General features: G+C 66.5%; 14 protein-coding genes. 9 read left to right on the top strand and 5 right to left on the bottom strand.

What is annotated here, in order from left to right; translation table 11 throughout:
- Positions 1 to 138 precede the first annotated feature (138 nt).
- The 3 genes from WN73_RS26795 to WN73_RS26785 are packed head-to-tail and all read left to right on the top strand — an operon-like array spanning position 139 to position 3,942.
- Entirely contained in the window at positions 139 to 636 is a 498-nt protein-coding gene (locus WN73_RS26795; protein WP_028175175.1) for a (2Fe-2S)-binding protein, read from the top strand.
- A complete protein-coding gene (locus tag WN73_RS26790) occupies positions 633 to 1,688 on the top strand; it encodes an FAD binding domain-containing protein (RefSeq protein WP_028175176.1) in 1,056 nt (351 codons plus the stop codon). The genes WN73_RS26795 and WN73_RS26790 overlap by 4 nt, the downstream gene beginning before the upstream one ends.
- Positions 1,681 to 3,942, top strand: a complete 2,262-nt coding sequence (locus WN73_RS26785; RefSeq protein ID WP_028175177.1) for a xanthine dehydrogenase family protein molybdopterin-binding subunit — start codon at positions 1,681 to 1,683, stop codon at positions 3,940 to 3,942. The genes WN73_RS26790 and WN73_RS26785 overlap by 8 nt, the downstream gene beginning before the upstream one ends.
- 67 nt (positions 3,943 to 4,009) lie before the next feature.
- Here the strand turns inward: WN73_RS26785 and WN73_RS26780 are convergent, their stop codons facing one another.
- Both WN73_RS26780 and WN73_RS26775 read right to left on the bottom strand, forming a co-directional pair.
- The gene (locus tag WN73_RS26780) at positions 4,010 to 4,162 is read right to left on the bottom strand and encodes a hypothetical protein (RefSeq protein ID WP_165448138.1); all 153 of its coding nucleotides are present in this window, start codon (positions 4,160 to 4,162) and stop codon (positions 4,010 to 4,012) included.
- 187 nt (positions 4,163 to 4,349) lie between these two features.
- On the bottom strand, positions 4,350 to 4,898 hold the full coding sequence (locus tag WN73_RS26775; RefSeq protein WP_011085008.1) for a cupin domain-containing protein: 549 nt from the start codon (positions 4,896 to 4,898) through the stop codon (positions 4,350 to 4,352).
- Positions 4,899 to 5,046: 148 nt separating this feature from the next.
- On the opposite strand from WN73_RS26775, the gene WN73_RS26770 reads away from it, so the two are divergent.
- Entirely contained in the window at positions 5,047 to 6,375 is a 1,329-nt protein-coding gene (locus WN73_RS26770) for an aspartate aminotransferase family protein (protein WP_039185890.1), read from the top strand.
- Positions 6,376 to 6,446: 71 nt separating this feature from the next.
- The gene (locus tag WN73_RS26765) at positions 6,447 to 7,712 is read left to right on the top strand and encodes a D-amino acid dehydrogenase (protein WP_028175179.1); all 1,266 of its coding nucleotides are present in this window, start codon (positions 6,447 to 6,449) and stop codon (positions 7,710 to 7,712) included.
- A gap of 97 nt (positions 7,713 to 7,809) precedes the next feature.
- Here WN73_RS26765 and WN73_RS26760 read toward each other — a convergent pair whose 3' ends face one another.
- Positions 7,810 to 8,469: a helix-turn-helix domain-containing protein gene (locus WN73_RS26760; RefSeq protein WP_039185887.1), complete on the bottom strand. Its 660-nt coding sequence runs from the start codon at positions 8,467 to 8,469 to the stop codon at positions 7,810 to 7,812.
- A gap of 181 nt (positions 8,470 to 8,650) precedes the next feature.
- Here WN73_RS26760 and WN73_RS26755 point away from each other — a divergent pair, with 181 nt between their 5' ends.
- The 4 genes from WN73_RS26755 to WN73_RS26740 are packed head-to-tail and all read left to right on the top strand — an operon-like array spanning position 8,651 to position 12,124.
- The gene (locus tag WN73_RS26755; protein WP_074077668.1) at positions 8,651 to 9,415 is read left to right on the top strand and encodes an ABC transporter substrate-binding protein; all 765 of its coding nucleotides are present in this window, start codon (positions 8,651 to 8,653) and stop codon (positions 9,413 to 9,415) included.
- Positions 9,416 to 9,443: 28 nt separating this feature from the next.
- Positions 9,444 to 10,097, top strand: a complete 654-nt coding sequence (locus WN73_RS26750; protein ID WP_028175182.1) for an amino acid ABC transporter permease — start codon at positions 9,444 to 9,446, stop codon at positions 10,095 to 10,097.
- Positions 10,094 to 10,825: an amino acid ABC transporter ATP-binding protein gene (locus WN73_RS26745; protein ID WP_011085014.1), complete on the top strand. Its 732-nt coding sequence runs from the start codon at positions 10,094 to 10,096 to the stop codon at positions 10,823 to 10,825. The genes WN73_RS26750 and WN73_RS26745 overlap by 4 nt, the downstream gene beginning before the upstream one ends.
- Positions 10,826 to 10,837: 12 nt before the next feature.
- Positions 10,838 to 12,124: an NAD(P)/FAD-dependent oxidoreductase gene (locus WN73_RS26740; protein WP_271555365.1), complete on the top strand. Its 1,287-nt coding sequence runs from the start codon at positions 10,838 to 10,840 to the stop codon at positions 12,122 to 12,124.
- Between the two features lie 51 nt (positions 12,125 to 12,175).
- Here the strand turns inward: WN73_RS26740 and WN73_RS26735 are convergent, their stop codons facing one another.
- Both WN73_RS26735 and WN73_RS26730 read right to left on the bottom strand, forming a co-directional pair.
- The gene (locus WN73_RS26735; protein WP_039185885.1) at positions 12,176 to 12,397 is read right to left on the bottom strand and encodes a hypothetical protein; all 222 of its coding nucleotides are present in this window, start codon (positions 12,395 to 12,397) and stop codon (positions 12,176 to 12,178) included.
- A gap of 190 nt (positions 12,398 to 12,587) precedes the next feature.
- Positions 12,588 to 14,177, bottom strand: a complete 1,590-nt coding sequence (locus WN73_RS26730; RefSeq protein WP_028175184.1) for a gamma-glutamyltransferase family protein — start codon at positions 14,175 to 14,177, stop codon at positions 12,588 to 12,590.
- Between the last annotated feature and the right edge of the window lie 36 nt (positions 14,178 to 14,213).

The raw sequence follows: 14,213 nt of genomic DNA, 5'->3' as shown, positions 1-14,213 counted from the left end.
CCCTTGTTAAGCGGAGGGTGCCTCCGTATCTTCGTTGGGATGTTGCCCGGCTTCGCCCGGTCAACGCTGGAATCGACGGCGGCCACGGCGGTGGCGCGCCGCGCGATCACTCATGTCCATATCTGATCGGAGCCTTGTATGAACCACTCCATCAGCCTCACCGTGAACGGTGCGCGGCGCGACTTCGTCCTCGACGATCCGCGCGTCACGCTGCTCGATCTCCTGCGTGAGCGCCTCCATCTGACCGGAACCAAGAAGGGATGCGACCGCGGCCAGTGCGGCGCCTGCACCATTCTCGTCGACGGCAAGCGCATCAATTCCTGCCTCGCGCTCGCCGTCAGCCATGACGGCGCCGACATCCTCACTATCGAGGGCGTCGCGCGCGGCGACCAGCTTCACCCCGTGCAGGCCGCCTTCATTGCCCATGACGGATTTCAGTGCGGCTTTTGCACGCCCGGCCAGATCATGAGCGCGATCGGCATGATGCGCGAGGCCCAGGCCGGCGACGATCCCGAACGCATCCGCGAATGCATGAGCGGCAATCTCTGCCGCTGCGGCGCCTATGCCGGCATCGTCGACGCCGTGCGCGAGGCGCAAGAACGCATGGACGAATCCAGCCAGAGGCGCTCCGCATGAAACCGTTCTATTATGTCAGGCCGGCCACGGTTACTGAAGCCGTTGCCGCCGCCGGCCAGCCGGGCGCTGTCTATCTCGCCGCCGGCACCAATTTGCTCGATCTGATGAAGGGCGGCGTCAGCGGTCCGGATCGCCTGGTCGATGTCACGCATCTCGAAGGGCTCGACGCAATCGAGCATCTCGCCGACGGGTCGCTGCGTATCGGCGCGCTGGTGAGCAACGCCGATCTCGCGCACGATGCCGGCTTCGCGAAGTCCTATCCGGCCGTCGCCGAAGCGCTGCTCTCCGGCGCATCGGCGCAATTGCGCAACGCTGCGACCGTCGGCGGCAATCTGCTGCAACGGACGCGCTGCGCATATTTCTATGACACCGCCAGCCGCTGCAACAAGCGCGAGGCGGGCAGTGGCTGCGACGCCCGCGACGGCGAGAACCGCACCCATGCCGTGCTCGGCTGGAGCGAGAGTTGCATCGCCACGCATCCCTCGGACTTCTGCGTGCCCCTGGTTGCACTTGACGCCATCGTCGAGATCGAGGGCAGGAGCGGGCGTCGCGAGATCGCACTGGACGAACTGCATCGCCTGCCCGGCGATACGCCTCAGCGCGAGGCCGCGCTCGAACCCGGCGACCTGATTGTCGCGGTGCGCCTGCCGGCTGCGGCGCGCAGCTTTGCGGCGCATGCGCGCTACCTCAAGGTTCGTGAGCGCACATCTTACGCCTTTGCCGTCGTCTCGGCCGCCGCTGCGTTGCAGATCGAGAACGGCAAGATCAGGGAGGCGCGGCTCGCGCTCGGCGGCGTTGCCGCAAAGCCCTGGCGTGCCCGCGCCGGGGAAGACGTGCTCAAGGGTGTCGCACCCACGGCCGACGCCTTCCAGGAAGCCGCCTGGCGCGCGCTCACCGACGCAAAGCCGTCCGGCGACAATGCCTTCAAGATCGAGCTCGCCCGCCGCATCGTCGTGCGCGCGTTGACTCTCGCCGCCGCCGGTACGCCGGCGCGCCTGCCGGCGCTGCCGGCCTCTCCCTTTGCCTCGACCTCCGGAGCCATCCATGCCTGAGCTCAATCTCACCAGCGCTCCCGCCCATCTGCGCCACGGCTCGAGCATCGGCCAGCCTCTGACCCGGCGCGACGGCCTCCTCAAGGTCAAGGGTCAGGCGACTTATGCGGCCGACAATCATCCGCCCGGGATGCTGTTTGCGGTGATGGCGGTCTCGAGCATTGCGCGCGGCCGCGTGGTCTCGCTCGATGTCTCTGCTGCCAAGCGCCATCCCGGCGTCGTCGACGTCATGACACCAGACCACAAGCCGCCACTCGCGATCGACCCCGAGATCAAGACCAACCCGTTCGTGTTCCGGATGGAGGTGCTGCAGAGCGACGAGGTCCGCTACGCCAACCAGCCGATCGCCGTCGTGATCGCCGAGACGCTGGAAGCGGCAACGGAAGGCGCGGTGCTGCTGGCGCCGCGCTATGAGGCGCTGCCTGCGCTCGTCGGCCTCGATGCCGGCGAGAGCTACGTGCCGCCGGTCGTCGGCGTCGGCAATCCCACGGAAAGCCACCGCGGCGATGTCGAGGCGGGCCTTGCCTCGGCCGAGAAGCAGATCGATGCGGTCTACGAGACGCCGCCGCAATATCACAATGCCATGGAGCCGCATGCGATCGTGGCCAGCTGGGACGGGGACAATCTGTCGGTCGACATGCCGACCCAGGGCCTGATGCTGTCGCTCGGGCGCATCGCCGAGCTGTTCGGCATTGCGCCTGACAAGATCCACATCCGCAGTCCGTTCCTCGGTGGCGGTTTCGGCTCCAAGGGGCTGATGTCCGGCCCGCCGACCCTCGGCATCATGGCTGCCAAGCTCGTCGGCCGGCCGGTGAAGCTCGTGCTGCGCCGTGAGCAGATGTATGGCCCGGTCGGCCATCGCGCACCGACCCGCCAGCGGCTGCGCATCGGCGCCGACGGCGAGGGGCGCCTGACCGCGCTCGATCACCATGCGCGGACCGTGTCGAGCACGTTCGACGATTTCTACGAGCCCGCCGCCGATGCCTCGCACACGCTCTATGCGGCGCCTGCGATCCGCACCTCGCACGATGCCGTGCGCGTCAACACCGGTACGCCGCTGTTCATGCGCGCGCCGGGCGAGGCGACCGGCTCGATTGCGCTCGAGAGTGCGATCGACGAGATGGCCTGGGCCTGCGGCATCGATCCGCTCGCCTTCCGTCTGAAGAACTACGCCGAGGTCGAGCCGATCACGGGAAAGCCGTTCTCATCCAAGGCGCTGCGTGCCTGCTACGCGCAGGGCGCCGCGCGCTTCGGCTGGGCCAAGCGCTCGCTCCAGCCGCGGCAGATGCGCGACGATGCCGGTCTTCTGGTCGGCTGGGGCATGGGCACCGCGACCTTCCCGGCGCTGATGTTCCAGGCGGAAGCGCGTGCCGCGCTCCGCCGCGACGGCACCGGTGCAATGGAGATCGGCGCGCATGACATGGGGCAGGGCGCCTGGACGGCACTCGCCCAGATCGCAGCCGACGGTCTCGGCCTCGATATCGATCGCGTCACGTTCAAGGCCGGAACGTCCGACCTACCCGACGCCGGCATTGCCGGCGGCTCGGCGCACACGGCGACCGCGGGCGCCGCGATCCACAGCGCCGGCGCGGCCGTGATTGCAAAGCTCGCCGCTCTTGCCACCGGCGACGAGCGCTCGCCGCTGTTCGGCGCCGGCAATGCCGGCGTGGTCGCGCGCGACGGAAAGCTGTTCCGGCGTGACGACGAGAGTCGCGGCGAGAGCTATGCCGAGATCCTCGCGCGTGCCGGCGTCGCGGAGGTCGAGGCGCGTGGCACCGGCGCGCCAAATCCTGCGGCGATGGAGGAGTATGCCATGCACGCCCATGGCGCGGTGTTCGCGGAGGTGAAGGTCGATCCCGAGCTCGGCCAGGTCCGCGTCACGCGCATGGTCGGCGCCTTCGCCGCGGGGCGCATCGTCAATCCGCATCTGGTGAAGAGCCAGCTGTTCGGCGGCATGATCTGGGGGATGTCCTTCGCGCTGCACGAGGAGGCCATCACCGACCGCCGCAGCGGCCGGATCATGAATGCCAATCTCGGCGAGTACCACATCCCCGTGAATGCCGACGTGCCGCCGCTCGACGTCATTACTGTCGAGGAGCACGACCCGCATGTGAATGCGCTCGGGATCAAGGGCGTCGGCGAGATCGGCATCACCGGCAGTGCGGGCGCGGTCGCCAACGCCGTCTGGCACGCGACCGGGGTGCGCGTGCGCCGCTTTCCGATCCGCATCGAGGAATTGCTGACGCAGCCTTGAGCGCTGCGGCGATGTCAACGAGAGCCGCGCGGAGATCGCCGCACGGCTGGCGCCCCGCGTCGAAGCGTCAGTTCATCTTCCGCCGGAGGGCCTTGATCGCCTCTCTCTGCGTCTCGATGTATGCGGCGATGGCCTCGCGCAGCTCGCGCGAGTGGAGCTTGTCGGCATCGCGCCGAACTTCGTCGAGCGCGGCTTCTGCATTGGCGAGCGTGATCTTCATCGGCGAGCCCTGTTACGAAGCGGCCCCGGAGTGCCTAGGAGTCCGGGGCCATAACCTCAGCACCTCTGCGCCAGGCTGCTCGGCTACGGCTCGTAATATATAGAGGTTCGGCTCGCGGAAATTGAGATGGCTCAAGCTCCGTAGGAAACCGGTGGCTCCGTAATATCCCGGAGGATTTTGATCCGCGTCAAAACGTCGGCGGCGTGCAGGCCGAGATCACTTCGCACGGCTTGCCGCCGACGCAGCGGAAGCGATGCGGGCGGCGGCTCTCGAAATAATAGGCATCGCCGGGATTGAGGATGCGGCGCTCGTCCTCGACGGTGACTTCGAGCTTGCCTGAAATCACGATGCCGCCTTCCTCGCCGTCATGGACGAGATGCACGCGCCCGGTGTCGCTGCCGGGCTCGTAGCGCTCTTTCAGAATCTGCAGGCTGCGGCCGAACAGATTGTCGCCGACTTGCCGATACGAGATCGGCTTCTTGCCGACCTCGGTCAGCTCTTCGGCGCGATAGAAGATCTTGCGCCGGCTCTCCGGCTCCAGTGCGAAGAACTCGGCGAGCCCCATCGGGATGCCGTCGAGGATGCGCTTGAGCGCGCCGACCGACGGGTTCATCTGGTTGGATTCGATCAGCGAAATCGTCGAATTGGTGACGCCGGCGCGCTTGGCAAGCTCGCGCTGCGACAGCTTCTGGCGCGCCCGGATGAATCGCAGCCGTCCACCGATGTCGACGCTCATGCCCCTGGTCCCTGTTGCAGGTGTTGCGGATCGCGCAAATATGGACCAGCGGCCCCAGTGAAATCAATGGCTTGCAGGTCACCAGAAAAGGACTTGTTGCGCCTTGGAAGCCGTGCCTCTGCTATCTCGTCAGCAAAGGAGCGCGGCCGTGACCCTTCATCAGATTCCGAACACTATCAAGACCGACTCGTTCTGGATGCCGTTCACGGCCAACCGTCAGTTCAAGAAGGCGCCGCGCCTGTTCTCCTCGGCCGAGGGCATGCACTACACCACCGTCGACGGCCGCAAGGTGATCGACGGCTCCGCCGGCCTCTGGTGCGTCAATGCCGGCCACGGCCGCAAGCAGATCGCCGCCGCGGTCGAGCGGCAGCTGATGACGCTGGACTTCGCGCCCACGTTCCAGATGGGCCATCCGCTGGCGTTCGATTTCGCCGAGCGGCTCGCCGAGATCGCGCCGAAGGGCCTCGACCGGATCTTCTTCACCAATTCCGGCTCCGAGTCGGTGGACACCGCGCTCAAGATCGCGCTCGCCTATCATCGCGCCACCGGCCAGTCGAGCCGCACCCGCCTGATCGGCCGTGAGCGTGGTTATCACGGCGTCGGCTTCGGCGGCACGTCGGTCGGCGGCATGGTCGCCAACCGCCGCGCCTTCGCGACCCTGCTGCCGGGCGTCGACCACATCCGCCACACCCACGATCTCAGCCGCAACGCCTTCGCCAAGGACCAGCCGGAGCATGGTGCCGAGCTCGCCGACGATCTCGAGCGCCTGGTTGGCCTGCACGGCGCCGAGACGATCGCCGCCGTCATCGTCGAGCCGGTGCCGGGCTCGACCGCGGTGCTGCCGCCGCCGAAGGGCTATCTGCAGCGCCTGCGCGAGATCTGCGACAAGCACGGCATCCTGCTGATCTTCGACGAGGTCATCACCGGCTTCGGTCGCCTCGGCACGCCGTTCGCCGCCAACTTCTTCGGCGTCACGCCGGACCTGATGACGACGGCCAAGGGCATCACCAACGGCACCATTCCCTGCGGCGCGGTGTTCGCGAGCCGCAAGGTGCACGACGGGATGATGGTCGGCCCCGAGAACCAGATGGAGCTGTTCCACGGCTACACCTATTCGGCGCATCCGACCGCCTGCGCCGCCGGCATCGCGACGCTCGACATCTACAAGGACGAAGGCTTGCTCACGCGCGGTGCGTCGATCGCCGAGTACTGGCGCGATGCGCTGCATTCGCTGAAGGGCCTGCCGAACGTCGTCGACATCCGCAATTGCGGCCTGATGGGCGCGGTCGAGCTGGCGCCGCGCGCCGGCGTGGTCGGTGCGCGCGGTTACGACGTGATGGTCGACTGCTTCAACACCGGCCTCTATTTGCGTATGAGCGGCGATAGCTTCGCGATGTCGCCTCCGCTCATCGTCGAGAAGAGCCATATCGACCAGATGGTCTCGATCCTCGGCGACGCCATCAAGAAGGTGGCCTGATAATTGCTCTCGCCGTTGCGGAGTTTCTTCTTGGCAGCGGCGAGCGTGATGCCGCGGGAGTTTGACGAAGCGTGAAAGTTCTGATCCTCGGCAGCGGTGTCATCGGTGTCACCTCTGCCTACTACCTTGCGCGTGCCGGCCATGACGTGACGGTCGTCGACCGTCAACCGGAGCCGGCACTGGAGACCTCTTTCGCCAATGCCGGCGAGGTGTCGCCCGGCTATTCCTCGCCTTGGGCTGGGCCCGGCGTGCCGGTGAAGGCGGTCAAGTGGCTCTTGATGAAGCACGGCCCGCTGGTGATCCGGCCGAAGCTCGATCCGGTGATGTGGGTCTGGCTGCTCAAGATGCTGCGCAACTGCACCAGCGCGCGCTACGCGGTCAACAAGAGCCGGATGATCCCGATCGCGGAATACAGCCGCGACTGCCTGCGCGACCTGCGCCGCGACATCGGCATTCAATATGACGAGCGCTCGCAGGGCACGCTCCAGCTGTTCCGCCACCAGGCGCAGCTCGACGGCACCGGCGAAGACATCGCCGTGCTCAAGCAATATGGCGTGCCCTTCGAGGTGCTGGGCCGCGAAGGCTGCATCGCGGTCGAGCCGGCGCTCGCCGGCGTGAAGGAGAAGTTCGCCGGCGGACTTCGCCTGCCGGAGGACGAGACCGGCGACTGCCACATGTTCACGCAGGCGCTGGCCAAGCATGCCCAGGCGCTCGGCGTGCGCTTCATGTTCAACACCGGCATCGACCGCATCGTCACCGACGGCGCACGCGTCAGCGGCGTCGTGACCAGCGCCGGCGTGTTGCAGGCCGACGCCTACGTCCTTGCGCTCGGAAGCTGGTCGTCGCGACTCGTTGCGCCGCTCGGTATTTCGCTGCCGGTCTATCCGGTGAAGGGCTATTCGATCACGGTGCCGATCAAGGACGCTTCCGGCGCGCCGGAATCGACCGTGATGGACGAGAGCTACAAGGTCGCGATCACGCGCCTCGGCGATCGCATCCGCGTCGGCGGCACCGCCGAAATCTCGGGCTTCTCGAGCAAGCTCTATGACGCCCGCCGCGCCACGCTGGATCACTCCTTGACTGATCTGTTCCCGCGCGGCGGCGATCTGTCCAAGGCGACGTTCTGGAGCGGCCTGCGTCCGATGACGCCGGACGGCCCGCCCGTGATCGGCCCGACGCAATACGCCAATCTCCACCTCAACACCGGACACGGCACGCTCGGCTGGACCATGTCCTGCGGTTCGGGACGGGTGCTCGCGGACATGCTGTCAGGCAAGAAGCCGGAGGTCGACGTCAGCGCGCTGACGGTGGATCGGTACACGCACCGGTTCGGGTGATTGACGCTGTCATTCCGGGTCGATGCGAAGCATCGAATCCGGAATCTCGAGATTCCGGGTTCGCCTCTTCGAGGCGCCCCGGAATGACGGCAATTGACTACCCCGCCCCCGTCACGCAATTCACCCACAGCACCACGGCCTTGGCATCCTGCGCCGGATTGGAAAACCGGTGTGGCCGGCGGCTGGCGAAGCGAAAGCTGTCGCCGGTCTTCAGCGACCACGTCTCGCTGTCCACCGTCAGCATCATCTCACCTTCAAGCACGAGGCCGGCTTCCTCGCCGTCATGGGTGTAGAGCTCGTCGCCCGCGGAGCCGCCGGGATCGATGTGCACCAGGAACAGGTTGAGCCGGTTGTCGCTGCCCGCGGCGCTCAGCAATTGCTTCGAAATTCCGCTGCGCCAGAGTTTCAGTTCCGGCCGCTGAAGCCCGCGCGTCACCACCTGGTCGGAGGCACCGTCGGCACTTGGGTTCGAACCGAACAAAGCCGCCATGCCGACGCCGAGCACGTCGGAGAGCGTTGCCAGCGCGCGCAGCGACGGCGACGACAGGCCGCGCTCGATCTGGCTGAGGAAGCCGATCGACAGGCCGGTGCGCGCGGCGACCGTTTCCAGCGAGAATTGCCTGACGCGCCTGATATCGCGGATGCGGCGGCCGACCGCGACGTCCATCGCGGGCTCGGCCGGCTTGGTCATCGCCTTGGCCGGCACCGTCTTGGCCTTCAGCTTCCTGGCCGGCTTTGCGGCGGCCGGTTTGCGCATTCTTTTGCCACCGCTCACGTCAAACCGCTTCCTTCATGTGCATGAAAACCGCTTGCATCACCTGCGAAAGTGTGACCAAATTTTCATATTGGTGAAAATAGGCCGAAACGGCTTGGCCCGCAATGTCTGCGATCAAGACATCTGCGAGCGCCGCCAGCGGCCGGACCCAAAGGGGGATGCGATGGCGTTGAAGCGTTTTGTCCAGGCCGCAGCCGCGGCGCTCGCGATTGCCGCGGTCGTGCCGGCCTCCGCGCAGCAGGTGCTGAAGGTCGGCTCGACGCCGACGGGCATTCCCTTCACTTTCCTCGACACCAAGACCAATACCATCCAGGGCATCATGGTCGATCTCATCACCGAGATCGGCAAGGACGCCGGCCTCAACGTGCAGATCGAGCCGATGTCGTTCTCGGCGCTGATCCCGTCGCTGACCTCGAGCAAGATCGACATCATCGCGGCCGCAATGTTCATCACTGCGCCGCGCAAGGAGGTCGTCGACTTCTCCGACCCGATCTACACTTATGGCGAAGGTCTGGTGGTGCCGAAGAACGACACCAAGGCCTACGCCACGCAGGACGACCTGAAGGGCGAGACGGTCGGCGCCCAGGTCGGCACCGCCTTCGTCGACGCGTTGAAGAAGTCGGGACTGTTCGCCGACGTCAAGGCCTACGACACCATTCCCGACATCCTGCGCGACGTGAACACCGGCCGCCTCAAGGCCGGCTACGCCGACTATCCGATCCTCGCCTACAATCTGAAGCAGGGCGGCTTCCCCGATGTGCGGCTCGTCGACAGCTACAAGCCGGTCACGGTCGGCTCGGTCGGCATCGGCGTGCGCAAGGGCGACAGCGCGCTGCTCGGCAAGATCAACGCCTCGCTGGCCAAGCTCAAGGCCAACGGCACCATCGACAAGATCCTCGAAAAATGGGGCCAGAAGGCCCAAGGCTGATTGCTAGAGGCTGATCGAAGGCTGCCCGATGAAAGGCTTTTGGCACGACGCTGCCGAGTTCTTCCCGATCCTGATGAGCGGCGTCGCGCTGACGATCGTCGTCACCATCGGCTCGCTGCTGCTCTCGACGGTGCTCGGCCTCGTCTGGGCGATGATGCGGGTCTCCGGCATCAAGGTCCTGTCGATGCTCAGCGCCAGCCTGATCAACGTGATCCGCGGCATCCCGATCATCGTGCTGCTGTTCTACCTCTACTTCGTGATGCCCGATCTCGGTGTCACGCTGTCGGCCTTGCAGGCCGCCATCCTCGGGCTCGGCATCGCCTATTCGGCCTACCAGGCGGAAAACTTCCGCGCCGGCATCGAGGCGATCGACAAGGGCCAGATCGAGGCGGCGCAGTCGATCGGCATGGGCTGGTGGCTCACCATGCGCCGCGTGGTGCTGCCGCAGGCGGTGCGCATCGTGCTGCCTCCCTACGGCAACGTCATGATCATGATGCTGAAGGATTCGTCGCAGGCCTCGACCATCACGGTCGCCGAGCTTGCGCTGCAGGGCAAGCTGATCGCGTCCTCGACCTTCAAGAACACCAGCGTGTTCACGCTGGTGGCGTTGATGTACCTGACTATGAGCATTCCGCTGATCCTGCTGGTTCGCCACTTCGAAAAGCGGGCGGGCAAGAAATGATCGAGCTCACCGACGTTCACAAGAGTTTCGGCAAGGTCGAGGTGCTCAAGGGCATCACGGCGAAGGTCGAGAAGGGCGAGGTGGTCTGCATCGTCGGCCCGTCCGGCTCCGGCAAGTCGACCATCCTGCGCTGTATCAATGGGCTGGAAAGCTACGATCGCGGCGAGATCAATGTCGAAGGATTGAAGGTCGACCGCGATGCGCCGTCGATCGTGAACGTCCGCACCCAGGTCTCGATGGTGTTCCAGCGCTTCAACCTGTTTCCGCATCGCACGGTGCTGGAGAACGTGGTCGAGGGCCCGCTCTACGTGAAGAAGGAGGCGCGTGCGCAAGTGCTCGAGCGCGGCCGCGCGCTGCTCGCCCAGGTGGGCCTCGCCGAAAAGGCCGACGCGCACCCGCCGCAGCTTTCCGGCGGCCAGCAGCAGCGCGTCGCGATCGCGCGCGCGCTCGCGATGCAGCCCAAGGCGATCCTGTTCGACGAGCCGACCTCGGCGCTCGATCCCGAACTCGTCGGCGACGTTCTCGGCGTGATGCGCAAGCTCGCCGACGACGGCATGACCATGGTCGTCGTCACCCACGAGATGGGCTTCGCCCGCGACGTCGCCGATCGCGTGCTGTTCATCGACGGCGGCGTCATCGTCGAGCAGGGGCCGGCCAAATCGGTGCTCAACCAACCCCAGCACCCGCGCACGCAGGATTTCCTGCGCCGGGTGCTGCATCCGCTCTGATCGGTCTTCGCCATGACTGCGCGCCTGCCTCTGCCGCCCTCGATTTATGCTGACACCGCCGTTGCGCCGGTCGCCACGCCGCCGCTCGACGCCGACAAGACCGTCTCCGTCGCGATTATCGGCGGCGGCTACACCGGCCTGTCCACCGCGCTGCATCTGGCGGAGCAGGGCGTCGAGGCCTTGGTGCTGGAGGCGCAGGAGCCGGGCTGGGGCGCGTCCGGCAACAATGGCGGCCACACCAATCCCGGCCTGAAGCACGATCCCGACCAGATCGAGGCCGATTTCGGCACTGAACTTGGCCGCCGCATGATCGAGTTCTCGTACGGCGCGCCGAATTTTACGCACGAGCTGATCCGTCGCTACCAGATCCCGTGCGAGGCGCGGCAGAACGGAACGCTGCGTGCGGCCTATAACGAGGCCAGTGCCGCTGCGATCGAGAAGACCGCGCAGCAATGCATCCGCCGCGGCATGCCGGTGACATATCTGAACCGCGAGCAGCTGCGCGAGATGACCGGCACCGACCGCTATATCGGCGCCATGCTGGACTCGCGCGGCGGCGACCTGCATCCCCTCAGCTACGCCCGCGGTCTCGCGCGTGCCGCGATCTCGGCCGGTGCAAAGGTGCATGGCGAGACGCCGGCGCTGTCGCTGCGCCGCGACGGCGCGCATTGGCGCATCGAGACGCCGCGCGCGGTGGTTCGTGCAGAAAAGGTGCTGCTCGCCACCAATGGCTTCACCGATGATCTCTGGCCGGCGCTTCGCCGCACCATCGTGCCGGTGTTTTCCTCGATCGTCGCCTCCGCGCCGCTCTCCGAGGAGGTCGCCCGCTCGATCATGCCGACGCGTCCCGTGCTCTACGAGAGCGGCCACATCACGGTCTACTACCGCATCGATCAGCACAACCGCCTCTTGATGGGCGGCCGCGGCCCGATGCGCTGGATCAGCTCGCCGTCAGATGTCTCCTATCTCATCCGCTACGCTGAGCGGCTATGGCCGCAGCTGAAGGGCGTCGCCTGGACCCATGGCTGGAATAGCCGGCTCGCGATCACCAAGGACCACTATCCGCATGTGCACGAGCCCGCCGAAAGTATCCTGATCTCGCTCGGCTGTAACGGCCGCGGCGTCGCGCTCTCGACCGCGATGGGCGCGCAGCTCGCCCGCCGCCTGATCGGCGGCGCCAAGGCCGAGATCGACATGCCCGTCACCGGCATCAAGCCGATCCCGATGCATGCGTTCTGGCCGGTGGGGGTGACGACCGCGGTCATCACAGGGCGCGTGCGGGACCGGCTCGGCATATGAAGAAGGCGCCGCCTTGTCAGGGGCGGCGCCTTGCAGGAATTGTAGATCGCGTCAGCAGCGGCCCTGCTTCCACAGTCCGGGCGGGCACCCGTGACCGCGCCAGCCGACCTTGCGTCCATGCGACCATCCGGGCGGCGTGCCATGGTAATGATGGCCCATCGCGTGGCCGTAACCGTGGCCGTGACCATGACCACCCTTTGCAAACGCAGGGTTGGTCAGTGTGAAACCCGCCGCAATGATCAGCGACGCGGCGAGCGCAAGTTTCTTCATCATGTTCTCCAGTGGGGCGAGCGCACTTGTCCGATCAATGAACGGACTGTGCGCAGCTAAGTTCCCTGCAAATGTGGAGGAGTCGTGACGCTCGCGGAGATGCGCGATCGCGCATCGGCTCAACGCGTGCTGGCACATCCGCGCTTGCGACGTGCCCGCGGTTCACCGCTGGCACGCTCTCTCGTAAACGGACTCAGGCCTCCGCCACCGCATCGGCCCACGGCTGGAAGATCTCGACCGCGCCGGAATTGACCTCGCCCTCGCGCATCACCACGCTCGGGCAGGCGAATTTCTGCGGCAGCGCCTGCACCCGGCTCTCTTCATAGTCGAAGCGTGCGGCCAGCGCCTTGCGTGTGTCTGCCGGCAGTCTGACATCGCCGATCACGACCGCGCCCTCGCTGGCGTCGATGCGCGGCTGGTGGATCGCCGCGTCGAGGTCCATGCCGAAATCCATTGCGAACGATGCGAGTTGCATCACCGCGGGCAGGATGCGGCGGCCGCCGGAGGCGCCGATGGCGAGACGCTTGCCGTCCCTGGTCTCGGCGATGACGGGCGTGTAGTTGGTGAGGCAGCGCTTGCCCGGAGCGAGCGAGTTGGTGGTGCCGGGCGTTGGATCGAACCACATGATGCCGTTGTTCATGGCGATGCCGGTGTGCGGCGTCACGTATTTCGAGCCGAAGGACGAAAGCAGTGTCTGCGTCACCGCGGCGACATTGCCGTGGCGGTCGACGACGGAGAAATGCGTGGTGCAGGCTGGTGCCAGATATTCGGCGCCGAGCGAGCGCTTGCCGTCGGCATCGCCCATGTCCTTGAGCCGTTCGCGATAGGCAGCTTGCAGGGCGAGCGCATATTCGGCGTAGGTGGCGGCATCGGGTGCACCTGCCGGTTTCAGATTTAGCTGCAACAGGCGCAGCGCGTGCGCCAGCGTCGGTCCGGCGGTGAGCTCCGGCGTCGCAAACACCTTGCCGCCGCGATAGGGGATCGCCAGCGGCTCGCGCAGATGGGCGCGGAATGCGGCGAGGTCCTCGACCGACAGCGAGCCGCCGTCGGCCTTGATGTCGGATGCGATGCTTTTGGCGAGATCGCCCTGGTAGAAATCACGCGGTCCGGCTTCGGCGAGGTGCGATAGCGTTGCCTTCAACTTGTCCTGCGGCAGCCGCGTCTCGGACTTGATGCCCCATGGCGCGGTCGGCGGCAGGCCGTCCTTCAGGAACGCTGCCGCGCTCGCGGGATAGCGCCGGAGGTCAGCCGCCGAGCTTGCGATCGTCAGTGTGGTCCACCAATCGGCCAGCAGGCCTTCGCCGGCGAGCGCGGCGGCCGGCGCGACCAGGTCCTTCCACGGCAGTTTGGCGTGGCGGCGATGCGCTTCCTCCATGCCGGCGACGACACCGGGCACGGCGATCGCGCCGGGGCCGTGGATGTTGCGATCGTCCTTCACCCGCGGCCAGGGAAAGAGATCGGACGCTGCGCCTTCGCCGCTGAGCGGATAGTCCGCGACGCGCAGGCTCTGCGGGGCGCACATGCCGTAGTCGATCACCTCGGTGCGATTTTCCCTGGCGCGGTAGAGCACCATCGCGCCGCCACCGCCGATGCCGCTGTTCCAGGGCTCCAGCACGTTCAGCGCCATGGTGGTCGCGACGATCGCGTCGACGCAATCGCCGCCCGCGGCCAGCACTTGCGCGCCCACTTCGGCGGCCCGGCGCGATTGCGCGGCGACGATACCGCCCTTGGTCTTGACGGCAGGCTTGCGGACGGTTTGGGCGAGGCTGAACTGATGAGGCATGATGCGGTCTTGTGTCTGTCTTCGGTGGTCTTGGCT

It is taken from the genome of Bradyrhizobium sp. CCBAU 45394 (genome assembly GCF_028128655.1).
Lineage (GTDB): Bacteria > Pseudomonadota > Alphaproteobacteria > Rhizobiales > Xanthobacteraceae > Bradyrhizobium > Bradyrhizobium diazoefficiens.
This window is presented reverse-complemented; position numbering and strand designations above follow the sequence as displayed.